Source organism: Salinispora cortesiana, assembly GCF_000484695.1.
GTDB lineage: Bacteria > Actinomycetota > Actinomycetes > Mycobacteriales > Micromonosporaceae > Micromonospora > Micromonospora cortesiana.
In genome coordinates, this window is sequence record NZ_AXVR01000006.1 from 98,294 (window position 1) to 121,248 (window position 22,955).

Consider the following 22,955-nt stretch of genomic DNA (forward strand, 5'->3'; position numbering starts at 1 on the left):
GCGCGGACGGTTGGGCAAAACAGCGCGTATCCGGCACCACCGGGGGAGACAGGACCCCAGCGGAGTCGGCCCGCGGCGATAGAGTTAAAAGGCACGGACGCCCATCCCGGGCGTTCACGCAGCGGCCCCGCCACGATATAGATCATCGAGGCGCACGGTATGTGAGGAGCACGAGGGCATGTTCGAGCGGTTCACCGACCGAGCGCGTCGGGTTGTCGTCCTGGCCCAGGAAGAGGCCCGGATGCTCAACCACAATTACATTGGTACTGAGCACATTCTGCTGGGCCTGATCCACGAGGGTGAGGGCGTGGCCGCCAAGGCGCTGGAGAGTCTGGGGATCTCTCTGGAGGGCGTGCGTCAGCAGGTTGAGGAGATCATCGGGCAGGGCCAGCAGGCACCGAGTGGTCACATTCCGTTTACCCCGCGGGCCAAGAAGGTGCTGGAGCTGTCGCTGCGGGAGGCACTGCAGCTCGGGCACAACTACATCGGCACCGAGCACATTCTGCTGGGCCTGATCCGTGAGGGTGAGGGCGTGGCAGCTCAGGTGCTGGTGAAGTTGGGGGCGGACCTGAATCGGGTCCGTCAGCAGGTGATCCAGCTCCTGTCGGGCTATCAGGGCAAGGAGCCGGCGGCGGCGGGGACGGCGCCGGGTGAGGCCGCTCCCTCGACGAGCTTGGTGTTGGACCAGTTCGGTCGCAATCTGACGCAGGCTGCTCGTGAGGGCAAGCTTGATCCGGTTATCGGTCGGGAAAAAGAGATCGAGCGGGTCATGCAGGTGCTGTCCCGGCGGACGAAGAACAATCCGGTGCTGATCGGTGAGCCGGGTGTGGGTAAGACCGCCGTGGTGGAGGGCCTGTCGCAGCGGATCGTCAAGGGCGAGGTGCCCGAGACGCTGAAGGACAAGCAGCTGTACACCCTTGACCTGGGTGCTTTGGTGGCGGGTTCACGGTATCGGGGTGACTTCGAGGAGCGGTTGAAGAAGGTCCTCAAGGAGATCCGTACCCGTGGTGACATCATCCTGTTCATTGACGAGATCCACACGTTGGTGGGCGCGGGTGCGGCCGAGGGTGCGATCGACGCGGCGAGCATTCTGAAGCCGATGCTGGCGCGGGGTGAGTTGCAGACCATCGGCGCGACGACTTTGGATGAGTACCGCAAGCACCTGGAGAAGGATGCCGCGCTGGAGCGCCGGTTCCAGCCCATCCAGGTGGGTGAGCCGTCGTTGCCGCACACCATTGAGATCCTGAAGGGTCTGCGGGACCGCTACGAGGCGCACCACCGGGTGTCGATCACGGATGCGGCCCTGGTGGCGGCGGCAACCCTGGCCGACCGGTACATCTCGGATCGATTCCTGCCGGATAAGGCGATCGACCTGATTGACGAGGCGGGCGCGCGGATGCGGATCCGGCGGATGACCGCGCCGCCAGACCTGCGGGACTTCGATGAGCGGATCGCGCAGGTGCGTCGGGACAAGGAGTCCGCGATCGACGCGCAGGACTTCGAGCGGGCCGCGCAGCTGCGGGACACCGAGAAGCAGCTGCTGGGCCAGAAGGCGCAGCGGGAGAAGGAGTGGAAGGCCGGTGACCTGGATGTCGTCACCGAGGTCGACGACGAGCAGATCGCCGAGGTGCTCGGTAACTGGACAGGTATCCCGGTCTACAAGCTGACCGAGGAGGAGACCTCCCGGCTGCTGCGGATGGAAGATGAGCTGCACAAGCGGGTCATCGGCCAGGAGGACGCGGTCAAGGCGGTGTCGAAGGCGATCCGTCGCACCCGGGCCGGTCTGAAGGACCCGAAGCGGCCGTCTGGTTCGTTCATCTTCGCCGGCCCGTCCGGAGTCGGTAAGACCGAGTTGTCCAAGGCCCTCGCGGAGTTCCTCTTCGGCAGCGAGGACGCGTTGATCCAGCTGGACATGTCCGAGTTCCATGACCGGTACACGGTGTCCCGGCTCGTTGGTGCCCCTCCCGGCTACGTCGGCTACGACGAGGGCGGGCAGCTGACCGAGAAGGTCCGTCGGCGGCCGTTCAGCGTGGTCCTCTTCGACGAGATCGAGAAGGCCCACCCGGACGTGTTCAACACGCTGCTGCAGATCCTCGAGGACGGGCGGCTCACCGACGGTCAGGGCCGGATCGTGGACTTCAAGAACACGGTCATCATCCTGACGACCAACCTCGGTACCCGCGATGTCGCCAAGGCGGTGTCGCTGGGCTTCCAGGCCTCTGATGACTCCGACTCGAACTACGACCGGATGAAGCAGAAGGTCAACGACGAGCTCAAGCAGCACTTCCGGCCAGAGTTCCTCAATCGGATCGACGACACCATCGTCTTCCACCAGCTGCGCCACCGGGAGATCCTCTCGATCGTCGATATCATGATCGGCCGGATCGAGACCCAACTGCGCAACAAGGACATGGGGCTGGAGCTCACCGACAACGCCAAGAAGTACCTCGCGACGAAGGGCTTCGACCCCGTTCTCGGCGCCCGGCCGCTACGCCGCACGATCCAGCGCGACATCGAGGACAACCTCTCCGAGCGGATCCTGTTCAACGAGCTCAACCCCGGCCAGATCGTCATCGTCGACTGCGACGGTGATCCGGCCGATATCGATTCCGCCACCCTCACCTTCCGTGGCACCGACAAGCCGGCCGACCTGCCGGACGCGGTCCCAGCCGACCTCGGCGGTGCCGCTACGGGGGCGGACGACACGGCGTAGGCCGGGTAGGTCCAACCGAGCGCGCAACGGCCCGATGGCGACCGCCATCGGGCCGTTGCGCATGCTCAGCGGACGAGGATCGGCGGTCCGTCCCCGGCCAGCCGGAAGCATGCCTCGTTGACCTGCTCCACGAGGCCGTCGTTGACCAGGCTGGCCAGCGCCCGAAAGCGCTGTGCTTCGTCGGCCCACACCTGGTCCAGGCGTTGCCGGGGTACCGGGGCGGTTGCCTCCCGGAGCACGCCGAGCAGCAGCCCCCGGACCTGACGGTCGGTGCCCGCGTACCGTTGCGGACGTCGGGTGGGGCCGGCCGGCGCCGGTTCCCCGGAGGCCCGCCAGGCGCAGATCGAGGCGACCGGGCAACTCCCGCAACGCGGCGACCGGGCCGTGCAGACCACCGCCCCCAGCTCCATGAAGGCGGCACTGGCCAGCGCGGCGGCGGCCGGTTCCGCCGGCAGTAGCTCCTCGGCGGCGACCAGGTCGGCCGGGCGGGTGGCGGGTCCGGCGTCCGGTTCACCTGTGACCGCCCGACAGATCACCCGTCGTACGTTGGTGTCCACGACGGGGTGCCGCTGCCCGTATGCGAACGCGGCCACGGCCCGCGCCGTGTAGGTGCCGACTCCGGGCAGGGCCAGCAGCTGCTCCAGCCGGTTCGGCACCTGCCCGTCGTGCCGCTCCACGATCGCCACCGCGGCCTCGCGCAGTCGGATCGCCCGCCGTGGGTAGCCGAGCCGCCCCCACATCCGGATCGCCTCTGCTGGCGGCTCCGCCGCCAGGTCGACCGGGGCGGGCCAGCGGGCCATCCAGTCCGTCCAGGCGGGCAGCACTCGGGCGACCGGGGTCTGCTGGAGCATCACCTCACTGACGAGGATGGCCCAGGCGCCAACCTCAGGGTGTCGCCACGGCAGGTCCCGGGCATGCTGCGTGTACCACCGGCTGACCCGGGTGGTGAAGGTCGGTTCAGTCATTGTCGGTCGATCATGTCACGCCCCGGGCGGTGCGCTCCGACGGCAGCCAGCCCCGCTGACCAGTCCCGACGAGTGGTCAACCGAGCAGTATTTGGGTGGCGCTGTGGGCCTGGTAGGGGAGAATCTGGGGATGAGTGAGCTCGCCATCACCGTCATCGGCCGGGACCGGCCCGGCATCGTGGCCGATGTCGCCGAGGTGCTCGCCCGCCTCGGCGCGAACCTCACCGACAGCACCATGACCCGGCTCCGGGGGCATTTCGCGATGACGCTGATCTGCGTGGGGCCGGCCGTCGCCGAGGCCGAGGCCGCGCTGGCTCCGCTCGCCGCCGACGGTCAGCTACTGGCGACGGTACGCGCGGTGGTGCCGGACGCGGAGCAGACGTCGAACGGCGCGCCGTACGTGTTGGCGGTGCATGGTGCTGACCGGATGGGCATCGTCGCCGCCATGACCCGGGTGCTCGCGGAGGCGGGCGGCAACGTCACGGATCTGAGTACCCGCCTCGCCGGCGCGCTCTATGTCGTCCTCGCTGAGGTCGAGCTGCCGCCGGACGTGGCCGAGCAGGTGACGGCCCGGTTGGCGGCAACCGCCGCCGAACTCGGGGTGGAGGTAACCCTCCGGCCGGCAGACCCGGACCTGTTGTGAACCGCGAGGAGCGCGCCGGTCTCGGCGACTGGACGCTGGATGTGCTGGGCCCCCCGGGTCAGGTGCGACCGGTGGTGTCCGCCCCGGCCCCGGTGCTCAGCCGGGCCGGCGGCGAGGTGGATCCGACGGCGGAGCAGACGGTACGCCTCGCCGCCGATCTGGTCGCCACGATGCGCGTTGCTCCGGGGTGCGTCGGTCTGGCCGCCCCGCAGATCGGGGTCGGTGCCCGGGTCTTCGCGGTGGATGTCACCGGCCATCCGAAGACCGGCATCGGGCACGGTGCGTTTGTGCTGTGCAACGCGGTCGTGGTGGAGGCCAGTCGATGGAAGGCGGGACGAGAGGGGTGCATGTCCGTGCCGGATCTGACCGGTGACGTCAAACGCGCCGGTCACCTGGTGGTCGAGGGAGCCCTACCCGGGACCGGAGCGACGGTTCGGTTGGTCACCGACGCGTTCGAGGCGCGGGCCCTGCAACACGAGATTGACCACTGTGCGGGTCTGCTGTTCCTGGACCGGGTCGCCGGTGCCCACGCCGTGTATCAGCGCAAGGTGTATCTCTGATCGCGCGGCCCGGCTGCGGCCACTGGTCTGCCGGACGAAGGTGACCTGGCCGCACCGGCGCAGGTTACCTTCCGTTTTCTTGCCCGCACCTTCGGCTACCTGCGTCGTTGTAACTGGAGAAAAGCTTCCGTTGGCTTGGGCCAGCTCGGCGCGTCGCTGTCGGTTGCCGTACGCGACGCCGCTACGGTAGGACATCATGCGTCTGACGGTCGGCCCCTTGCCCCCCGCCGTTTACTGGCGGCGTCGCGCCGTTGTGCTCGGAGCGGTGTTTCTCTTTCTGATCGTGGTCTTCTACTCCTCGTGGAATAGCTCGGAGGAGCCCGCCAACACGAATGCCAGCGGGCAGGAGCAGTCCGCCGGTGACCCCGGCGCCGACTCCGAAACCCCGACGGGCACTGAGCAGCCGGACCCCCCGGATGACTCGGGCGACGCCGGCGAGGAGGAGTCGCCCAAACCCGAGCCGTCCGAGGGGGCTGAGGTGGATGACCCGCCTCCGGCGCCCCCGGTCCCCGACGACGGCACCTGCGTCGATGACGAGATCAGCGTGACCGCTGTCGCCCAGCCGGCGTCGGTGGGCCAGGGTGGTGCCGTTGATCTGCAATTGAAGATCAAAAATAGCTCGAGCCGGACCTGTAGCCGGGATGTCGGCCCGGATCTACAGGAGCTGTTCCTCAAGGATGGGGCGGCGAAGATCTGGTCCTCCGACAGCTGTGGCACGTTCACGGGCTCGGACGTCCAGTCGTTCACGCCGAACTTTGAGCGGTCCTATCGGGTCAGGTGGAACGGCAACGACGACACCCGCTGTCAAGGTGGGGTCGCCGTCGGCCCCGGAGTGCCGCCCGGCACCTATCAGGTGTTCGCCCGGGTCGGCACGAAACTGAGCAAGCCCGTGGAGCTCAAGGTCACTGGCTGACGGAGTCGTCGGTCGACTGAGTCGCACCTCGACTGACCGGCGGGCCAGCGTCGGGGCCCAGCGGGCCGCGCGTCGGCTCAGTGGGCAGCCGTGTCACCGGCGGTCAGACGTAGCGTTCCAGGATCGATGCCTCGGCGAGCCGGGAAAGGCCTTCTCGGACGCCTCTGGCCCGGGCATCTCCGACGCCCTCGACGGCCTGCAGGTCCTCCACGGTCGCGCCGAGTAGCCGCTGAAGGCTGCCGAAGTGCTCCACCAGACGGTCAACGATCGCCACCGGCAGCCGCGGCACCTTGGCCAGTAGCCGGAACCCGCGGGGGCTGAGCGCGGCGTCGAGTGCGTCGGTGGCGGCCGGATAGCCGATCGCTCTGCTGACAGAGACCAGGTCGATCAGCTCGGTCGCGGTCAGCAGGTCCAGCTCGACCAAGGCCTCGTCGAGGGTGCGTGACTTGCGGCCGGTGGGCAGGTAGTCCCGGATGACCAGGGTGCGGTCGGCGTCCACACCGGCCATCAGCTCGTCCAGTTGCAGCGCGAGGAGTCGGCCGTCGGTGCCCAGCTCCACCACGTATCCGGCGATCTCATCGGCGATCCGACGGACCATCTCGAGCCGTTGGACGACAGCGACCGCGTCCCGAACGGTGACCAGGTCCTCTATCTCCAGGGCGGAGAGGGTGCCGGAGACCTCGTCCAGCCGTAGCTTGTAACGCTCGAGCGTGGCCAGTGCCTGGTTGGCCCGGGAGAGGATGGCGGCCGAATCGTCCAGCACGTGCCGCTGGCCGTTGACGTAGAGGCTGATGATCCGCATGGACTGGCTCACCGAGATGACCGGGTAGCCGGTCTGCCGGGCAACCCGCTCGGCGGTGCGGTGCCGGGTGCCGGACTCCTCAGTGGGGATCGCGGGATCGGGCATCAGATGCACTGCCGCCCGGACGATCCGGCTACCGTCGCTGGAGAGCACCACGGCGCCATCCATTTTGCACAGCTCACGGACGCGGGTGGCGGAGAACTCCACGTCGAGCGGGAAGCCGCCGGTGCAGAGGCTCTCGACGACCTTGTCGTAGCCCAGGACGATCAGGGCACCGGTGCGTCCGCGGAGGATCCGTTCCAGTCCGTCGCGCAGGGCGGTGCCGGGTGCCATCAGGGCCAGGTTGGCGCGCAGCGGGTCACTGGCCGCGCCGCCGGTCACGTGCACGCTGATCGGACGGGCGGGCGAGCCCACGGCACCGGTGCGGGCGTACGGTGTCGCGCCGGCAGGCTTGGTGGTGTCGCGGTCGGTCGGCACGGGGACAGTCTACGGACTACTCTGCGGTGGGTGGTGCCGCGGTTACTGTGATGTGTCGTGCTGCCCGGATTAACCGATTAAACCGTTTGATGGCGGTTTAATAGGAAACTTTCGGTATTGATGGGGGATGAAGGTTATTCCGCAGATGCCCGCGCGACGGCCTGGAGCGCGGCTCGGACATCACTGACTTCGATCACTCGTAGCTGGTCAGCGCGGACGCCGGTGCTCTCCGGACCGCAGCCCGGCGGCACGAGGGCGAGCCGGAAGCCGAGCCGGGCCGCCTCGGCCAGCCGGCGCGGCACCGCCCCCACCCGCCGTACCTCACCGGTGAGTCCGACCTCCCCGATCGCCACCAGGTGCGGGGTGATCGCGAGGTTGAGCCCGCCAGAGGCGACTGCCAGGGCGACCGCCAGGTCAGCGGCGGGCTCGACGACCCGGATGCCGCCAACAGTGGCCGCGAAGACCTCCCGGTCGTGCAGGGTCAACCGCTCGGTACGCCGTTGGAGCACCGCCAGGACCATCGCGAGTCGGGCCGAGTCGAGCCCGGAGACCGTCCGCCGTGGCGACCCGGCCACGGTCGCACCGATCAGCGCCTGCACCTCGGTGACCAGGGCACGTCGCCCCTCCATCGCCACCGTGACACAGGTGCCGGGAACCGGCTCCGAGTAGCGGGTGAGAAAGAGCCCGGACGGGTCGGCCAGGCTGCTGATGCCGCCCTCGTGCATCTCGAAGCAGCCGACCTCGTCGGCCGCACCGAACCGGTTCTTCACTCCTCGTACCAACCGCAGCGACGAGTGTTTGTCCCCCTCGAAGTGCAGCACCACGTCAACCAGGTGCTCCAGCACCCGTGGGCCGGCCACCTGGCCGTCCTTGGTGACGTGCCCCACCAGCAGGGTCGCGATGCCCCGCTCCTTGGCGACCGCCACCAAGGCCGCGGTGACCGCGCGGACCTGGGTCACCCCACCGGGCACTCCTTCGGTGCCGGTGGTCGAGATCGTCTGCACCGAGTCCAGCACCAGCAGCCCCGGCTTGACGGCGTCCAGGTGCCCGAGTACCGCGGCGAGGTCGCTTTCGGCCGCCAGATAGAGCTGCTCGTGCAGGGTGCCCATCCGTTCGGCGCGCAACCGGACCTGGCTGACCGACTCCTCACCGCTGACCACGAGTGACGGGTTGGCACCGCCGGCGGCCCACTGCTGCGCCACGTCGAGGAGCAGGGTTGACTTGCCGACCCCCGGCTCGCCAGCGAGCAGCACCACCGCGCCCGGAACCAGGCCGCCGCCGAGCACCCGGTCGAGCTCACTGACGCCGGTCGGGCGGGCGCGCGCGGGCGCGGCGCTGATGGTGGCGATCGGCCGCGCGGGCTCGGCCGGCAGCCGGGAACTGACCACCCGGCCGGAGACGGTCGGGCCGGTCAGCGTGCACTCGATGACTGAGCCCCACTCGCCGCACTCCGGGCAGCGGCCGACCCACTTTGGTGGCTGGTGGCCGCAGGCGTCGCACTCGTAGGCGGGGCGGGGCTCGCGGGCAGCGCGGCTGCGGCCGGTCGCGCCGGAGCGGGAGGATCGGGAGGTGGTCACCCCAGGACGTTAACCGTCGCGTCGACGATCAGTGCCCGGTGCCACCCGCACCGCCGTGCCCGTCCTCCAGCTCTTCGAAGCCGGTGTGGCGCTCGATGATCGGCTCCGGGGGAGCGGCCGGGCTGAGCGGCACGGCGACCGGGGCCGCCGCCCGGATCGTGGTGCCATCGAAGTCGAAGGTCACGAAGACGGCCTCACCGACGTGCAGCCGGCTGTTCAGGCCGATCAGCCGCAGCACCGTCGACGCCTCCGAGTTGAGCTGCACGTGGCTCAGCGGTGGCACCGTGATCCGGGCCGGTGCGCCAGCGGGAGGCTCGGTCTCGGTGGAGCTCGGGGACGAGCCCTCCCCGCGTGGGGCGTGGGGGTCGCTGAGGACGATGTCCCGGGCGTCCTCGGTGGTGACGGTCACCGTGACCTGGTTCGGCGAGTCGTTGTAGAGGACCACGTCCAGGTTCGCGTCGTCGCCGGCCTGGTAGCCGTCCACCCCCGGGTAGGCGATCAGCAGGCTACGTACGGCGAAGACGCCGCCTTCGGCCGCGACGTTGACGCCCTGCACCGACGGTACGGTTCCGGCGGTCTCGGCAACCTGGCCGGCGCTGCATCCGGAGAGCAGTAGCCCGCTCGTCGCCAACCCGGCCAGTAGCAGGGCCGACCGGCGGGAACCCCTGATCGAGCGCGTCACGTCGGTCCTCCTCGTCATGATCGGGCCCGGTCGTACGCCGGACACGGCGGCCATGCCCGTGCAGACCGCGCTCCAGGGTAGTTGGGGCTGATCCAGTTCCGCACGCCGACCCGGGGATGTCACCGCGGTGGGAGCGCTCAGATCAACGGTCCGCTGGTCACGAGGAGGAGTACATCGATGATAGCGATTATCAAGACCGCTCGGAAGGCGGCCACCGACCGGGCCTTGGCGCGGTTGGTGACGCGTTCGAGGCACCAGAGTAGCGGTGGTATCAGGACGGCGGCGGTCACCGTGGCGATCCCGACCGGCGACGGTGGTCCGGGCGGCCCGAGGACCAGGGTGGCGGTCGCGGCGATCAGGAGCCCGAGGGCGGTGGCCCGGCTGCCACCCGCGCCGAGCCGGTGGGGTAGCCCGCGGACCCCGGTGCGGGCGTCGTCGTCGAGGTCGGGCAGCACGTTCGCGAAGTGCGCGCCCGCGCCGAGCAGAGCCGCGGCGGTGACCAGCCAGAGCGGTGGGGTTCCAGCGCCCGGCAGGGCCAGCACGACGAACGCCGGCAACGACCCGAAGGAGATCGCGTAGGGCAGGACCGACAGCGGCGAGGACTTCAGTGGCCAGTTGTAGAGCAGCGCGGAGATCAGCCCGGCCGTGGCCACGGCCGCGGCGGACCGGTTCGTCGTCAGCGCGAGCACCGGGGTGGCGAGCGCGGCCGCGGCAGCGGCCAGAGCGGTCGTGCGACGGCTGACCAGACCGGCGGCGACCGGCTTGTCGGGCCGCCCGACCACGGTGTCCCGCTTCGCGTCGAGCGCGTCGTTGGTCCAACCGACGGCGAGTTGGCTGGCGGCCACGGTGAGCACCACGGCGAGCACCACTGCCGGCGGGGCCCCGACGCCCCAGGCGAGCAGACCGGCCACGGTGGTGACCGCGGCTGCTGGCTCGGGATGACTCGCCCGGAGCAGGGCCACCACCGGCCGGGTGCGGGTCGCTCCCGAGCCGGCGCCGCCGGCTGTGGGCCCGGCTCGCTCTGGCCGGGTCAGCACCCGCGCGACACGCCGTAGCACTGAGGAGGTCATGAGGGAAGTCTGGTCGTTACCGGGCAGTCGTGCCACGCTCGGTCCATGCCAGACGCGCGCCGCACCCTGCCGCGCAATGATCCGCGCCAGTACGACGACCTGGCCGGAGAGTGGTGGCGACCGGACGGTGCATTCGCCATGTTGCACTGGCTGGCCGAGTCCCGGGCGGCACTGGTGCCGGCGGCGTCGCGTCCCGCCGCCCTCCTGGTCGACCTGGGCTGCGGCGCCGGGCTACTCGCCCCGCACCTCGCCGGCAAGGGCTATCGACATGTTGGGGTCGACCTCACCGGTTCGGCGCTGCGCCAAGCGGCCGGGCATGGCGTGACGGTGGTCAACGCCGATGCGACCGCCGTACCGCTCGCCTCCGGCTGCGCCGACGTGGTGGCCGCGGGTGAGCTGTTGGAGCACGTTCCCGACTGGCGAACGGTGGTGGCCGAGGCCTGCCGTCTCCTCCGCCCGGGCGGGTTGCTCGTCCTCGACACGCTCAACGACACCGCGCTGAGCCGGCTGCTCGCCGTCCACATCGGCGAGCGGCTACCCACGGTCCCGCGGGGGATCCACGACCCACGGTTGTTCGTGGATGCGCGCGCGTTGGCCGCCGAGTGTGCCCGGCACGGCGTTAACCTGCGGCTGCGCGGGATTCGACCGCAGCTGACTCGGGTGCTCGGCTGGCTGGCCCGGCGGGCGAGGGGCGCGGGCGGGGTGCCGCCACGCATCGTGCCGACCTGGTCAACGGCGGTGCTCTACCAGGGCTGGGGTCGGCGCGAGCGCGATCAGACGCAGACGGACGTATCCGAGGAGGGGACGGTCGCATGACGCAGGCTGTGCAGGTGGCTCGCCGGTTGGCGCCGCGATTCGCCGCCCGGGCGGGCGACCACGACCGGGACGGCACCTTCCCGGACGAGGACTTCCGAGATCTCCGGGAGGCGGGCCTGTTCGGCCTGATGGTGCCGCGGGAGCTTGGCGGCCTGGGCGCCACCTTCGGGGAGTACGCGGCGGTCGCGACCGAGCTGGCCCGGGGAAACGGCGCGACCGCGCTGGTGTTCAACATGCACGCCTCGGTCACCGGTGCGTTGGGCGCGGTGACCGAGGAGCTGGCCGAGACGCTCGGCCTGCCGGACGAGGCGTTGGCGGCGCGGGACCGGCTGCTGCGTGCGGCGGCGGATGGCTCCTGGTATGCGGTGGCGATGAGCGAACGTGGGGCGGGGGCCCGGCTCTCGCGGCTCAGCACGGTGTACGAGCCGGTTGCCGGCGGCTGGCGGATCAAGGGGAGCAAGACCTTCTGCTCCGGTGCCGGCCACGCCGACGGCTATCTCGTGGCCGCCCGTAGTGCGGCTGATCCTTCGGTGGTCTCCCAGTTTCTCGTGCCGGCGGGGGAAGGGCTGGCCGTAGAGGAGACCTGGGACTCGTTGGGCATGCGGTCCACGTCCTCGCACGACCTGCACCTGGAGGTCACCGTGCCGGCAGACCGGCTACTCGGCGGGGTCGAGGGGCTGGCTCTGGTCGTCGCGCAGTTGATGCCGCACTGGCTGGTCGCGAGTTACGCCGCGGTCTACGTCGGGGTCGCGCGGGCCGCGATCGACGCCGCCGCCGAGCACCTGAACGCCCGTGACCTTGGCGGTCTGCCGGCGGTCCGGGCCCGGCTCGGTCGTGCCGACGCAGCGGTGGCCGCGGCGGACCTGGTGGTGGCGGAGGCCGCCCGGCGGGTGGACGAGGCGCCGGGTGACGCCGAGACGAACCGTTGGGTCTGGCGGGCGAAGTTGCTGGCGGGCACCACCGCGGCCGACGTGGCGGCCTCGGTGCTGGAGGCGGCCGGCACCGCGGCCACTCGTCGGGGGCATCCGCTGGAGCGGCTCTACCGGGATGCGCGCTGCGGTTCGCTGCACCCGGCCACGTCCGACGTCTGCGCGGACTGGCTCGGCATCGCCGTGCTCGGTGGCGACCCGGACCGCGACGGGTCGGCCCCTCGTTGGTGAACGTGCTGGGAGATCAGAACGAAGGGTGGGCGTCATGGCCGTGCCGGTGATCGTGGGGATCGGTACGGCGCATCCGCCGTCGGCCGACCAGGATGAGCTGTGGGAGGGTTTCTTCGCGCGGCACTTCTCCGGAACCACCCGGGCCCTGGCCCAACGGATCTTCGCCAACTCGGGGGTGAATCGCCGGCAGGCCGCGGTCAACCCGGTGCTGGAGGATGTCTCCGACTGGCCGACCGAGCGGCGGATGCGGCGCTATCAGGTGGAGGCTCTGCCACTGGGCAAGGAGGCGGTTGGGCGGGCGCTCACCGCCGCGGGGCTGTCCGCCGGGGACATCGGGCTCTTCGTGGTCTGTTCCTGCACCGGCTACGCAACCCCGGGACTGGACATTCTTCTGGCCCGGGATCTCGGCATGGCGCCGGGCACGCAGCGGGTCTTCGTCGGTCACATGGGCTGCTATGCCGCACTGCCGGGGCTGGGCGTGGCGAGCGACTTCGTGACCGCCCGGGGCCGACCCGCCCTGCTGCTCTGCGCCGAGCTGACCAGCCTGCACATTCAGCCCTCCACCGCCCGGGTGGACACCCAGCAGATCGTCTCGCACGCGCTCTTCTCCGACGCCGCGGTGGCCGCCGTGGTCGTGCCCGGTGGCCCCGGGTACGCGGTGCGTGAGGTCGCCTCGGTGACTGACACCTCCACCGCTGATCACATGACCTGGGATGTCACCGACGTCGGGTTTCGGATGGGGCTGTCGCCGAAGGTGCCGCAGGTGCTCTCCACGCAGGTACGGGCGTTGGTGGACGGCCTGCTCGCCCGACACGGCACGCGTCGGTCGGAGGTGGACGGTTGGGCGGTGCACCCGGGCGGCCCCCGCATTCTCAATGTGGTGGAGCGGGAACTCGCCCTGCCGTCGGCGGCCCTGGCGGCGTCCCGGGAGACGCTGGCCGAGCACGGCAACTGTTCGTCGCCGACGGTGCTGCTGGTGCTGGATCGACTGCACCGGGCGGTTGCGCCGGCGGGACGGGTGGTGATGTTGGCTTTCGGCCCGGGCCTGACCCTGTATGCGGGCCTGCTCGAACGGTCAGCTGGCGAGGCGGGCCAGTTCGGGTTCGAGGTCGGCGGTGGAGCGGAGCTCGGGGAGTACCTTCCGCACCGTGCCGGAGCGGTCCACGAGCAGCGCGCTGGCCACGCCGGCCCGGGGCGGCAGGCGGAGGAAGGCACGTAACCCGTCGGCCGGGTCGCCGAGCGGACGAAGGGCAGTGGCCGGGGCGGGGGGCGACTCCCGTACGACGGGGTCGGGGTTGATAGTGATCACGGTGACCCCGGGTGGCGCGACGGCGACGGTGTTGGCCACCTCGGCCGGGCAGGCGCACGCGTCGGTGAGGAGGATCACGGCGGGCAACAGACTCCGCAGCGACACCGGTTTACCGTTGTCCACCAGGTCGAAAGCGGGCATGGTCCGCCCGATCAGGTTGGCGGGTGTGGCGGGGGTTGACGGGGTGGGGAGCGGTTGCGCCCAGATGGTCGCGCTCAGCCCGGCCAACACGGCGACCATGGCCATCAGGAGCGCCAGGAGCGCCGGCACGACCGATCCGGACGGGGTCGGCCGGTTCAGTTCCCGGCGGACCTGTTCGGCCTCGGCCGAGAGTTCGGCGGCGTTGTTCGGGACGGCCACCCGGCCCCATTCGGGCGGCAGGTCCGGCAGGTCGGAGTCGTCGTCTGCGGCGGGCCTGTCCATCGAACCCCCTGGATTCATGGCGAGCCTGCGGCGGGCTCTCGTTCAGCCTGCCGCACCGGGCCCGCTCCCGCCAGGCATGGGCGAGTGCCGGCGGTGCGGGCTACCATGAGTCGAGCGCATCGCCTTGGATCCCGGGTTCCGTCACCCAACCGTGGCGGCATATTGCCGTTACGGAGCGTGTTCATTGCTTCGGTCTGGCCGCCTGTCAAGCTGAAGAAATCCCTCTCACAGGGCCCCTGAGCTGCGCCAACAGTCAGGGCAGCGGTGAGACACCGGTGTCTGAGCGTGTTACCCTAGACACAGCGAAAGGGGTTTCGAACCTATGGTTTTCAGTGTCGGCGAGACCGTTGTTTACCCCCACCACGGGGCCGCACTCATCGAGGCAATCGAGACTCGGGTCATCAAGGGCGAGGAGAAGCAGTACCTCGTTCTCAGGGTCGCGCAGGGTGACCTCACGGTCCGGGTTCCCGCGGAGAATGCCGAGATCGTGGGTGTGCGCGAGGTGGTCGGCGAAGAGGGCCTCGGCAAGGTCTTTGACGTTCTCCGGGCTCCGCACACCGAGGAGCCGACCAACTGGTCACGGCGTTACAAGGCGAATCTTGAGAAGTTGGCCTCCGGTAATCCGCTGAAGGTGGCCGAGGTCGTCCGCGACCTGTGGCGTCGGGAGCGGGAGCGGGGGCTCTCGGCAGGCGAAAAGCGCATGCTCGCCAAGGCCCGTGACATTCTCGTCGGTGAGGTCGCATTGGCCGAAAAGAGCACCAAGGACGAGGCGGAGACACTGCTCGACAAGGTGCTGACCGAAGCCTGATCCGCACCCGATCGTCGTACCCGATCTGCCATGAGGAAATCACCGAGGACCGCGACGTGACCGCGCAGCTTGATCCGCGCGGTGACGTCGCGGTCCTCGTGCCTGCGGCCGGTGCCGGCGTACGGCTGGGCCCCGGCCGGCCGAAGGCCCTTCGGCTGCTGGGTGGGGAGCCGCTACTGGTGCACGCGGTCCGTCGGCTCACCGCCGCTGCGTCGGTGCACACCGTGGTGGTGGCCGCCCCGGCGGCGGATCTCGTCGCGGTCCGCGAACTGTTGGCCCCGGTGGCGCCGGTCACCGTGGTGCCGGGCGGCGCGCAACGGCAGGTCTCGGTCGCCGCCGCGCTCGCCGCGGTCCCCGCCGGCCCGGAGGTCGTGCTGGTGCACGATGCGGCCCGAGCACTCACCCCGCCCGGGCTGGTCGAGTCGGTCGCCGCGGCGGTCCGCTCCGGTCACGACGCGGTGATCCCGGTGTTGCCGGTGGTCGACACCATCAAGGAGGTCGGTGCCGGCGAACGTGTCCTCGGCACGGTCGATCGCTGCGCCCTGCGGGCGGTGCAGACGCCGCAGGGGTTCCGGCGGGCGGTGCTGACCGCCGCGCACGCCGCCGCTACCGACCCGCTCACCGACGATGCCGGCCTGGTCGAGAAGCTCGGTGTGCCGGTGGTCTGCGTACCCGGCTCCGAGCACGCCCTGAAGATCACCCGCCCGTTCGACCTGGCGCTGGCCGAGCATCTGCTGACGGTCGGCTGCTGACGCGTACCCTCGGATGGTGATCGTTCCGCGGGTTGCCATCGGCGTTGACATGCACGCTTTCGAGTCCGGTCGGCCATGTTGGGTCGCCGGCCTGCACTGGCCCGGGCAGGACGGTCTGGCTGGGCACTCGGATGCGGATGTCGCCGCCCACGCCGCGTGCAACGCGTTGCTCTCCGCCGCCGACCTCGGCGATCTCGGCGCCAACTTCGGGGTGGGGCAGCCGGAGTGGTCCGGTGCCTCCGGCGTGGCACTGCTTAGTGAGAGCGCCCGCCGGGTGCGGGCGGCCGGCTATACCGTCGGCAACGTGTCGGTGCAGGTGATCGGGAACCGCCCCAAGATCGGGCCGCGTCGGGCCGAGGCGCAGCAGGTGCTCTCGGCGGCGGTGGGTGCCCCGGTGAGTGTCTCCGCCGCCACCACCGACGGGCTCGGCTTCCCCGGTCGGGATGAGGGCCTGACCGGCATCGCGGTGGCCTTGGTGTACGCGGCTCCGGCCGCCTAGGCTCGCAGCGATGTCCAGCGAACCCGCCTCTGACCGTTCCGCCGCCGACGGGTACCTGCAGCGAGCCCAGCTCCTCGCCGAGCTTGGCCGCTACGACGAGGCCGTGACCGAGCTGGGGTTCGCCCTCGCCCTTGATCCCGCCCACGCGGCGGTGTCGACCGAGCTCTCCCGGGTGCAGCTCGCGGCGGGGCGACCCGCGGAGGCGCTCACCGCCGCCGACGGCGCGCTGGCGGTCGCGGCGGACTCGATCCCCGCCCTGGTCGCACGGGGGATGGCTCTGGCTGATCTGGCCGAGCACGGGGAGGCGGCCCGGACCGCGGACCGGATTCTGGCGCTGGGACCGGCGGATGCGTACGCTCAGCGCAGCGGCGCGGCGATCCTGGCCGGTTCCCGTAATGGTCAGCCCGCGCTGAACGCGGCCTGGCGGGGGGTGGAGCTGGCCCCACAGGAGCCGGCGGGGCACCTGGTGCTCGGGTTGGTCGCGGCCAACCTGCAGCTGTATGACCTTGCTGAGCGGGCGTACACCGAAGCGCTACGGCTCGACCCGCAGCTCGCCGAGGCGCGGCACGACATCGGGGTGTTGCGGCTGGAGCAGCGCCGGTGGAGCGAGGCGCTGGAGCACCTCGCCGACGCGGCGGCGATCAGCCCTGGTCGGATCAACTCGGTGCGGACGATCTCGGCCGGCCTTCGTCAGCTCGTCGTGTTTGGTGCCGGTTGGTCCATGGTCGCCGCGGTGGTGATCGCCTGCTTCGCGGTGGGCAGCCCGGGGCTGTCCCGGGCCGTCGCGGCGGCGGCCGCCCTCGGTGGCGCGCTGATGGTGTGGCGGTACGCGGCGAAGCTGCCCGGGGTGGCCCGCACGATCCTGCCGGAGCTGCTGCGCTCCGACCGGCCCCTGGCGCTGGCCGGGTACGCGACTGCTGCGGCCCCGGTGCTGCTACTGCTCTACACCCTCGTCGGCACGGTGTGGCCGCTGGTCCTGGCGATCGCGGTGGCGGCCTTCGCCGTCGTCACCGCGCTCGCCCGTCGGGTGCACTGAGGGCTACCCGCGCCGCGCCCAGGTCCAGGCGTACGCGTCGTCTTCGCACCCCGCGGCGGCGTCGCAGAGCTCCAGCGGCCGGAAGGTGTCGACCATGACGGCGAGCTCGTCGAAGTAGTCAACACCGATCGACCGTTCGGCGGCCCCGGGCTGTGGCCCGTGGGTGAAGCCCGACGGGTGGAGCGAGATCGACCCCTGGCCGATACCGGAGCCACGCCGGGCCTCGTAGTTGCCCCCGGTGTAGAAGAGCACCTCGTCGGAGTCGACGTTGTGGTGGTTGTACGGCACCGGGATCGCGTCGGGGTGGTAGTCCACCTTGCGGGGGACGAAGGAGCAGATTACGAAGTTCGGGCCCTGGAACGTCTGGTGTACCGGTGGGGGCTGGTGGACCCGGCCGGTGATCGGCTCAAAATCGTGGATGGAGAACGCCCACGGGTAGAGGTGCCCGTCCCAGCCGACCACGTCGAACGGGTGATTGGCGTAGACGTGTCGGGTCCAGCCGCGTCGGTGCCGGACCAGGACCTCGACGTCCTCGCCGTCGACGAGCAACGGTGTGTCCGGTCCGCGGACGTCCCGCTCGCAGTAGGGCGAGTGTTCCAGGAACTGACCGCGCACCGACAGGTAGCGCTTGGGCGGGCCGACGTGGCCGGCCGCCTCGACCGCCAGCAGCCGCACGGGCTCGGTGCCGGTGGGAACGAGCCGGTGGATGGTCGAGGTCGGGATGATCACGTAGTCGCCGGCGACGGCGTCGAGGGGGCCGAAGGGGGACTCGACCCGCAGGGTGCCGGATTCGACGTAGAGGCAGTGGTCGCCGGTGGCGTCGCGGAACAGCGGGGAGGGCCGGTCGGCCAGCACGTACGCGATTCGGACGTCGTCGTTGCCGAGCAGGTAGCGCCGGCCGAGCACCGGGTCGGCGCCGGCCGCGTCGAGTTGGTGGGTGCGCAGGTGGCGGGGCTTGAGTGGGAGGTTCGGCGTGCAGGTGACCGGCGGTGGGGTGAACTCCTCGGCGGCCACGATCGCGGTCGGTGCGTGCCGGTGGTAGAGCAGCGAGGAGTCGTCGGAGAAGCCTTCCTGGCCCACCAGCTCTTCGGCGTAGAGGCGGCCGTCGGGCTGACGGAACTGGGTGTGGCGCTTGCGCGGCACCTCGCCGACGCGGCGGTAAAACGGCATCTCGCCCTCCCCGAGCAGATCATCCAGGGTGTCCGAAAATCGGACGCTATTGTCCGCTCCTTTAGCGTCCCGTAGATTGTTGTCTCGTGTCAACGAAGCTGCCCCGACTCCTCGCCGGCCTCGTCGACGACGCCGCCGTCTTCCCGCCCGGCAGCGCGTCGCTGCCCGACGCCGTTCCGGCGCACCGGCAGCACCGTTCGTCCTGGTATGCAGAGCTCGTCGGCCCGCTCCTGGTCCCCGCCTCCACAGTGCTTGATCGGGAGCTGCGCGACCTGGTCGATCCGGCCGAGGAACTCGTGGTCGGGCTGATCGGAGACACCGGACTGGACGGACTCCCGGCTGCCCTCGCCGCAGTGCCCCCCGGCATCACGATCCAGCAGGTCGAGGTCGCTGTCGCCGCCCGCGGCGCGGACCCGCAGCCGGGCCTGACCAAGCTCTTCCCGTTGGCGGAGCAGCTCGCCGGCCGCACCGTCTACGCCGAGATTCCGCTGACCTTCGGCTTGATGGGGGCGCTTGACCGGCTCGTCGAGGCCCGCGCCGCCGGGCTGTCGGTGGCCGCGAAGTTCCGGACCGGCGGGCTCGCCGCCGAGCTCTTTCCCACCCCCGCCGAGCTGGCCGCGGTGATCCACGGGTGCCAGCAGCGAAGGCTGCCGTTCAAGCTGACCGCCGGGCTGCACCACGCGGTGCGACACCTGGACCGGGAGACCGGCTTCACCCACCACGGCTTCGCGAACGTGCTCGCCGCCGCGCTCGTCGCGGCCGGGGGCGCCGAGGTGGAGCGGGTCACCGAACTGCTCACCGCCACCGACCCGCGGCCGTTGCTCGACCCGATCGAGCAGCGGCTGGCGGCGGCGCGTCCGCTCTGGGTCGGTTACGGCTCGTGCAGCATCCTGGAACCACTGACCGATCTGATCCAGCTGGGGCTGGTGAACGGGGGTACTGACGTATGACCTGGGTGACCGGCCTGGAGGGCTCGCCGTACGGGCTGCACAACCTGCCGTACGGGGTGTTCCGCACTGCCGACCGCGAGCCGCGGGTGGGCGTACGCGTCGGCACCCACGTGCTTGACCTCGGCGGTGCCGAGCAGGCCGGCCTGGTGCTGGCAGCCGGTACGCTGAGTGGCCCGCGGCTGAACGACTTCATGGCGCTCGGGCGTCCGCAGTGGACGGCGGTACGGCAGCGGATCGTCGAGCTGCTCACCGACAGCGCCCACCGGGCGGCGGTCGAGCCGCTGCTCCTGCCGCTGTCGAACGTGGAGCTGCGGCTCCCCTTCGAGGTGGCGGACTACGTCGACTTCTACTCCTCCGAGCAGCACGCCAGCAACGTCGGTCAGATCTTCCGACCGGGCCAGCCGGCGCTGCTGCCCAACTGGAAGCACCTGCCGATCGGCTACCACGGTCGGGCCGGCACCGTCGTGCTCTCCGGCACTCCGATCGTCCGGCCGTGCGGCCAGCGGGCTACCCCGCAGGGGCCGGTCACCGGCCCCTCGGTTCGCCTCGACATCGAGGCGGAGGTCGGCTTCGTGGTGGGTGTGCCAAGTCCGCTGGGCAGCCGCGTCCCGGTCGGTGACTTCGCCGACCACGTCTTCGGCGTGGTGCTGGTCAACGACTGGTCCGCCCGGGACATCCAGGCCTGGGAGTACCAACCCCTCGGACCATTCCTCGGTAAGTCCTTCGCCACCTCGGTCGCGGCCTGGGTGACGCCGCTGGAGGCGCTCGGTGCGGCGTTCGTGCCGGCGCCGGAGCAGGATCCACCGGTCGCTGACTACCTGCGCGACGAGCCCCACCTCGGGCTGGATCTGCGCCTGTCGGTGGAGTGGAACGGCGAGCGGGTGAGCGAGCCGCCGTTCGCCACCATGTACTGGACGCCGGCGCAGCAGCTGGCCCATCTGACCGTCAACGGAGCCGCGCTGCGCACCGGCGACCTCTACGCCTCCGGCACCGTCTCCGGCGCCGAGCGCGGTCAGGTCGGCTCGTTCCTCGAGCTGACCTGGGGTGGGGCGGAGCCGGTCCGGGTCGGTGGCAGCGAACGGACTTTCCTGGTCGACGGCGACACCATCACCATCACCGGCACCGCGCCCGGCCCGGACGGTACGACCGTCGGCCTCGGCGAGGTCACCGGCACCATCGTCGCCCCCCGCTGACCGGCGAAGACCCCTTCCGTCCCCGTCCGCGTCACCCGCCTCCGCCCCGCGGCACCCCTCCCCGGCCGCGGGGCCGCAGCGATGCCACCGGTGCGGCTACGTCCGCCCGTACCGCGCGAGAAACCTTTGTCGGTACGGGCGGATCGCACAGGTCGTCCGATCGGTCCACCGTCCTGTCACGTTGATCGATCGGATTCGCCGCCACGCGGTACGGGCCTGCTCCCCGGGTCGGGCTCGGCGGCCGGCTGGCGGCACGGCGACAGGAGGGTGAAGGATGAACGACTTCCCAGGTGCGGTGTGGCGATCCAGCAGCCGCTCCAATGACCAGGGGCTCTGTGTGGAGGTGGCCGACAACCTGGTCCAGGCGCTCGGCGTGGTGGCCGTACGTGACTCGAAGGACAGGTCCGGTCCGGCGCTCGCGGTGGCTGGTCCCGGATGGTCGAGGTTCATTCGGGCGGTCCGGGCCGGAGAGCTCGGTAGCTGAGCGGCGCGGGGCAGCTGCCCGGGCAAAGCCGGCGGTGGGTCCCCGCGCAGCGGTCACGGCGCGTACCGTCGACGCCACGGGAGGTGGTATGTCGCGGGTGACGGTCATGCGGTCCATCCAGGCGCAGCCGAACGACGTGTGGCGCCTGCTCACGGACCTGACCGTGCAGACCTACGCCACCCTGGGTCGCGTGGTCCTGACCCGCGGCGAGTTCGGCCCCGGCGCCGCCTGGCGGGAGGTCCGCTCCCAGCCGGACGGGTCGGCGCTGATCGAGGAGTTCGTCGTGGTCGAGGCCGAGCCGCCACACCGGCTGGTGCTCGCCTCGCCCGGCACGGAGGTGAACTATCTGGTGACCTGGACGCTGCGCCGGGCCCGATATCGCGGCGAGCGCACCACGGTGGTCACGGTCACCCAGGAGGCGATCCCCTCCGGGGCCCGCGGCCGGATCGTCGCGTTCCTCCTCGGCGGGCTGGCCGCTCGGGCGGTCGCCGGTGCGCTGCGCCGTGATCTCGCCGAGCTCGCCGCCGCCGCCCGCGCCGACACCGCAACCCGGCGGTGAGGCCCCGGCCGGGCGCCGCCCCGGCGGTGACCACGGTCGGTTTTGTCGCTGCCGGGCCGTTTGCGCTGGCCGGGCTGTCGGTCCGGCAACCACGCCGCAGCCGGGTGCCGGGCGCTGGGTAGGGTTCCGGGCGGAGGTGCGCATGGTTTTCCCGACGGGCCGTCGGCTGTTCGTGGTGGCGGCGGCGGTCGTGGTGGTGCTGGTGGCAGCGGCGGCGACGGTCTTTCGGGTGCTCGCCCCGGCCGAGGTCAGCACCTTGGCGTCCGGCGCATACCCCACCGCCACGGCTCCGCCCCCCGGCCTCGTCGCGCGGCTGCCGGTGGCGCCGCTGGTGGTGGATGGCCGAATCCGGGTGTACGCGGCCGAGCGCCAGGTCTACGCCGACGAGCCGGTCGAGTTCAAGCATCGAAGTACCCCGTACTGGTCGTACCGCCGCTGGCCGGCCAAGCTGGCCGGTGTGGTGGCGAGCGGCCACACCGTGGTGACCCGCTGGTCGGACGGCCAGGTGGTGGCGCTGGATGGGCGTACCGGCGAGATCGCCTGGCGGGCGGAGGGGCCGGTGCCGGAGGATGACGCGGCGGCCCGGCGAACCGGCGCGGAATCCGTGTGGAACCCGGAGGGGCTCTTCGTCGCTTCGTCGGCCGACACCTCGGTGGTGCTCTCGGTCGGCCGGGATGCGATGGCCGGCTGGAATCTGGCCGACGGGCAGCGACTCTGGCAGTCCGACGTCCGGCCCGGCTGCCAGCAGGCGGTCGGCACCACCACGGCGGGCGGTCTGGTGAGCGTCGACTCCTGCGGTTCCGCGGCGACCGTCGACTTCCGGGACGCCGCCACCGGCGCCGTTACTCGCTGGAGCCCGCCCGGCGGCGGGGAGACGTTGGTCGTCACCCCGCTCGGCTGCCGCTCGGGCCGATCCGGCTGCGCCGGCCTCCGTACGGCGGTCGGCCCGGGTGACGACACGGCTCGGGGCTGGCTGTTCGGCGCGGGAGAGCCGGTGGCGGCCCCGGTGCTGGACGCACCTGATACCCGGCTCGCCGGTGACGTCGCCGTGGGCGTACGGGACGGCGCCCTGGTGGCCCGCGAGGCGCGGACCGGGACTGAGCAGTGGCGGCACGAGGACCTGGGTGGGGCTCGGGTACTCGCGGTGGAGCCGGATCGGGTACATCTGATCACTGAGAGTAATGCTCTGATCACGTACGATTCGGTCAGTGGGGATCAGCGATCCCGGTTCATGCTTTCTCTCGGCACCGACAGCACATCGTGGGCCCCGGGCACGGTGTACGCGGTCGGTGGCTACCTGGCGGTGGAGTGCCTTCGCCTCCCGGTCGACTCGGCGGCGGACGACCAGCGCTACTTCCTCACCTCGCGACCGGTCCTGCTCGCCGCGACCTGAG

22 protein-coding genes are annotated in these 22,955 nt (G+C 71.1%); 16 read left to right on the plus strand and 6 right to left on the minus strand.

All coding sequences use genetic code 11. The features are described 5' to 3' along the window. Nucleotides 1–178 precede the first annotated feature (178 nt). Complete coding sequence (locus K228_RS0105125) at nt 179–2,713, plus strand: ATP-dependent Clp protease ATP-binding subunit (RefSeq protein WP_018255240.1); 2,535 nt, start codon at nt 179–181, stop codon at nt 2,711–2,713. A 65-nt stretch (nt 2,714–2,778) separates the two neighbouring features. Here K228_RS0105125 and K228_RS0105130 read toward each other — a convergent pair whose 3' ends face one another. Continuing rightward, nucleotides 2,779–3,678: an HhH-GPD family protein gene (locus K228_RS0105130; RefSeq protein ID WP_025617445.1), complete on the minus strand. Its 900-nt coding sequence runs from the start codon at nt 3,676–3,678 to the stop codon at nt 2,779–2,781. 130 nt (nt 3,679–3,808) lie between these two features. Between K228_RS0105130 and K228_RS0105135 the strand changes: the two genes are divergently transcribed. The 3 genes from K228_RS0105135 to K228_RS0105145 all read left to right on the plus strand — a co-directional run bounded on the left by K228_RS0105135 (nt 3,809) and on the right by K228_RS0105145 (nt 5,794). Then, nucleotides 3,809–4,321: a glycine cleavage system transcriptional repressor gene (locus K228_RS0105135; protein ID WP_025617446.1), complete on the plus strand. Its 513-nt coding sequence runs from the start codon at nt 3,809–3,811 to the stop codon at nt 4,319–4,321. Continuing rightward, on the plus strand, nt 4,318–4,881 hold the full coding sequence (locus tag K228_RS0105140) for a peptide deformylase (protein ID WP_025617447.1): 564 nt from the start codon (nt 4,318–4,320) through the stop codon (nt 4,879–4,881). Before K228_RS0105135 ends, K228_RS0105140 begins: the two co-directional genes overlap by 4 nt. 196 nt (nt 4,882–5,077) lie before the next feature. Then, nucleotides 5,078–5,794 carry a hypothetical protein gene (locus K228_RS0105145; protein WP_025617448.1) on the plus strand — a complete coding sequence of 239 codons (717 nt, stop codon included), beginning with the start codon at nt 5,078–5,080 and terminating at the stop codon, nt 5,792–5,794. A gap of 103 nt (nt 5,795–5,897) precedes the next feature. Here K228_RS0105145 and disA read toward each other — a convergent pair whose 3' ends face one another. The 4 genes from disA to K228_RS0105165 form a co-directional block, all read right to left on the minus strand. Beyond that, nucleotides 5,898–7,073: a DNA integrity scanning diadenylate cyclase DisA gene (gene disA, locus K228_RS0105150; protein WP_025617449.1), complete on the minus strand. Its 1,176-nt coding sequence runs from the start codon at nt 7,071–7,073 to the stop codon at nt 5,898–5,900. Between the two features lie 134 nt (nt 7,074–7,207). Next, a complete protein-coding gene (gene radA, locus K228_RS0105155; protein WP_025617450.1) occupies nt 7,208–8,650 on the minus strand; it encodes a DNA repair protein RadA in 1,443 nt (480 codons plus the stop codon). Nucleotides 8,651–8,678: 28 nt separating this feature from the next. Further along, nucleotides 8,679–9,332, minus strand: coding sequence for a hypothetical protein (locus K228_RS0105160; protein WP_025617451.1), 654 nt, complete (start codon nt 9,330–9,332; stop codon nt 8,679–8,681). Nucleotides 9,333–9,469: 137 nt separating this feature from the next. Continuing rightward, the gene (locus K228_RS0105165) at nt 9,470–10,402 is read right to left on the minus strand and encodes a UbiA family prenyltransferase (protein ID WP_025617452.1); all 933 of its coding nucleotides are present in this window, start codon (nt 10,400–10,402) and stop codon (nt 9,470–9,472) included. Nucleotides 10,403–10,447: 45 nt separating this feature from the next. Between K228_RS0105165 and K228_RS0105170 the strand changes: the two genes are divergently transcribed. From K228_RS0105170 to K228_RS0105205, 7 genes are all read left to right on the plus strand, one after another. Beyond that, nucleotides 10,448–11,218: a methyltransferase domain-containing protein gene (locus K228_RS0105170; RefSeq protein WP_025617453.1), complete on the plus strand. Its 771-nt coding sequence runs from the start codon at nt 10,448–10,450 to the stop codon at nt 11,216–11,218. Then, nucleotides 11,215–12,378, plus strand: coding sequence for an acyl-CoA dehydrogenase family protein (locus K228_RS0105175; protein ID WP_025617454.1), 1,164 nt, complete (start codon nt 11,215–11,217; stop codon nt 12,376–12,378). The genes K228_RS0105170 and K228_RS0105175 overlap by 4 nt, the downstream gene beginning before the upstream one ends. 34 nt (nt 12,379–12,412) lie before the next feature. Beyond that, the gene (locus tag K228_RS0105180; protein ID WP_025617455.1) at nt 12,413–13,597 is read left to right on the plus strand and encodes a type III polyketide synthase; all 1,185 of its coding nucleotides are present in this window, start codon (nt 12,413–12,415) and stop codon (nt 13,595–13,597) included. An 835-nt stretch (nt 13,598–14,432) separates the two neighbouring features. After that, nucleotides 14,433–14,918 carry a CarD family transcriptional regulator gene (locus K228_RS0105190; RefSeq protein WP_012015454.1) on the plus strand — a complete coding sequence of 162 codons (486 nt, stop codon included), beginning with the start codon at nt 14,433–14,435 and terminating at the stop codon, nt 14,916–14,918. A gap of 56 nt (nt 14,919–14,974) precedes the next feature. Further along, entirely contained in the window at nt 14,975–15,670 is a 696-nt protein-coding gene (gene ispD, locus K228_RS0105195; protein ID WP_025617457.1) for a 2-C-methyl-D-erythritol 4-phosphate cytidylyltransferase, read from the plus strand. A gap of 13 nt (nt 15,671–15,683) precedes the next feature. Then, a complete protein-coding gene (gene ispF, locus K228_RS0105200) occupies nt 15,684–16,169 on the plus strand; it encodes a 2-C-methyl-D-erythritol 2,4-cyclodiphosphate synthase (protein ID WP_025617458.1) in 486 nt (161 codons plus the stop codon). Between the two features lie 10 nt (nt 16,170–16,179). Further along, the gene (locus K228_RS0105205) at nt 16,180–17,205 is read left to right on the plus strand and encodes a tetratricopeptide repeat protein (RefSeq protein ID WP_025617459.1); all 1,026 of its coding nucleotides are present in this window, start codon (nt 16,180–16,182) and stop codon (nt 17,203–17,205) included. A gap of 3 nt (nt 17,206–17,208) precedes the next feature. Here K228_RS0105205 and K228_RS0105210 read toward each other — a convergent pair whose 3' ends face one another. Next, nucleotides 17,209–18,375: a homogentisate 1,2-dioxygenase gene (locus tag K228_RS0105210; RefSeq protein ID WP_025617460.1), complete on the minus strand. Its 1,167-nt coding sequence runs from the start codon at nt 18,373–18,375 to the stop codon at nt 17,209–17,211. 86 nt (nt 18,376–18,461) lie between these two features. Here K228_RS0105210 and K228_RS0105215 point away from each other — a divergent pair, with 86 nt between their 5' ends. From K228_RS0105215 to K228_RS0105235, 5 genes are all read left to right on the plus strand, one after another. Next, nucleotides 18,462–19,325 (plus strand): hypothetical protein, encoded by an 864-nt coding sequence (locus K228_RS0105215; protein WP_025617461.1) that lies wholly within the window; start codon nt 18,462–18,464, stop codon nt 19,323–19,325. Beyond that, on the plus strand, nt 19,322–20,518 hold the full coding sequence (gene fahA / locus K228_RS0105220) for a fumarylacetoacetase (protein ID WP_025617462.1): 1,197 nt from the start codon (nt 19,322–19,324) through the stop codon (nt 20,516–20,518). Before K228_RS0105215 ends, fahA begins: the two co-directional genes overlap by 4 nt. A gap of 274 nt (nt 20,519–20,792) precedes the next feature. Beyond that, nucleotides 20,793–21,002, plus strand: a complete 210-nt coding sequence (locus K228_RS0105225; protein WP_025617463.1) for a DUF397 domain-containing protein — start codon at nt 20,793–20,795, stop codon at nt 21,000–21,002. An 88-nt stretch (nt 21,003–21,090) separates the two neighbouring features. Then, nucleotides 21,091–21,561: an SRPBCC family protein gene (locus tag K228_RS0105230; protein WP_025617464.1), complete on the plus strand. Its 471-nt coding sequence runs from the start codon at nt 21,091–21,093 to the stop codon at nt 21,559–21,561. Between the two features lie 142 nt (nt 21,562–21,703). Beyond that, on the plus strand, nt 21,704–22,954 hold the full coding sequence (locus tag K228_RS0105235) for an outer membrane protein assembly factor BamB family protein (protein WP_025617465.1): 1,251 nt from the start codon (nt 21,704–21,706) through the stop codon (nt 22,952–22,954). The last annotated feature ends 1 nt before the right edge of the window (nt 22,955 follow it).

Coding starts and splice junctions, on each gene's coding strand:
- K228_RS0105180 (WP_025617455.1), top strand. CDS start 12,413: ATGGCCGTGCCGGTGATCGTGGGGATCGGTACGGCGCATCCGCCGTCG.
- K228_RS0105125 (WP_018255240.1), top strand. CDS start 179: ATGTTCGAGCGGTTCACCGACCGAGCGCGTCGGGTTGTCGTCCTGGCC.
- K228_RS0105205 (WP_025617459.1), top strand. CDS start 16,180: ATGTCCAGCGAACCCGCCTCTGACCGTTCCGCCGCCGACGGGTACCTG.
- K228_RS0105210 (WP_025617460.1), bottom strand. CDS start 18,375: ATGCCGTTTTACCGCCGCGTCGGCGAGGTGCCGCGCAAGCGCCACACC.
- K228_RS0105235 (WP_025617465.1), top strand. CDS start 21,704: ATGGTTTTCCCGACGGGCCGTCGGCTGTTCGTGGTGGCGGCGGCGGTC.
- K228_RS0105230 (WP_025617464.1), top strand. CDS start 21,091: ATGTCGCGGGTGACGGTCATGCGGTCCATCCAGGCGCAGCCGAACGAC.
- K228_RS0105225 (WP_025617463.1), top strand. CDS start 20,793: ATGAACGACTTCCCAGGTGCGGTGTGGCGATCCAGCAGCCGCTCCAAT.
- K228_RS0105130 (WP_025617445.1), bottom strand. CDS start 3,678: ATGACTGAACCGACCTTCACCACCCGGGTCAGCCGGTGGTACACGCAG.
- K228_RS0105170 (WP_025617453.1), top strand. CDS start 10,448: ATGCCAGACGCGCGCCGCACCCTGCCGCGCAATGATCCGCGCCAGTAC.
- K228_RS0105190 (WP_012015454.1), top strand. CDS start 14,433: ATGGTTTTCAGTGTCGGCGAGACCGTTGTTTACCCCCACCACGGGGCC.
- K228_RS0105165 (WP_025617452.1), bottom strand. CDS start 10,402: ATGACCTCCTCAGTGCTACGGCGTGTCGCGCGGGTGCTGACCCGGCCA.
- fahA (WP_025617462.1), top strand. CDS start 19,322: ATGACCTGGGTGACCGGCCTGGAGGGCTCGCCGTACGGGCTGCACAAC.
- ispF (WP_025617458.1), top strand. CDS start 15,684: ATGGTGATCGTTCCGCGGGTTGCCATCGGCGTTGACATGCACGCTTTC.
- K228_RS0105135 (WP_025617446.1), top strand. CDS start 3,809: ATGAGTGAGCTCGCCATCACCGTCATCGGCCGGGACCGGCCCGGCATC.
- K228_RS0105145 (WP_025617448.1), top strand. CDS start 5,078: ATGCGTCTGACGGTCGGCCCCTTGCCCCCCGCCGTTTACTGGCGGCGT.
- K228_RS0105175 (WP_025617454.1), top strand. CDS start 11,215: ATGACGCAGGCTGTGCAGGTGGCTCGCCGGTTGGCGCCGCGATTCGCC.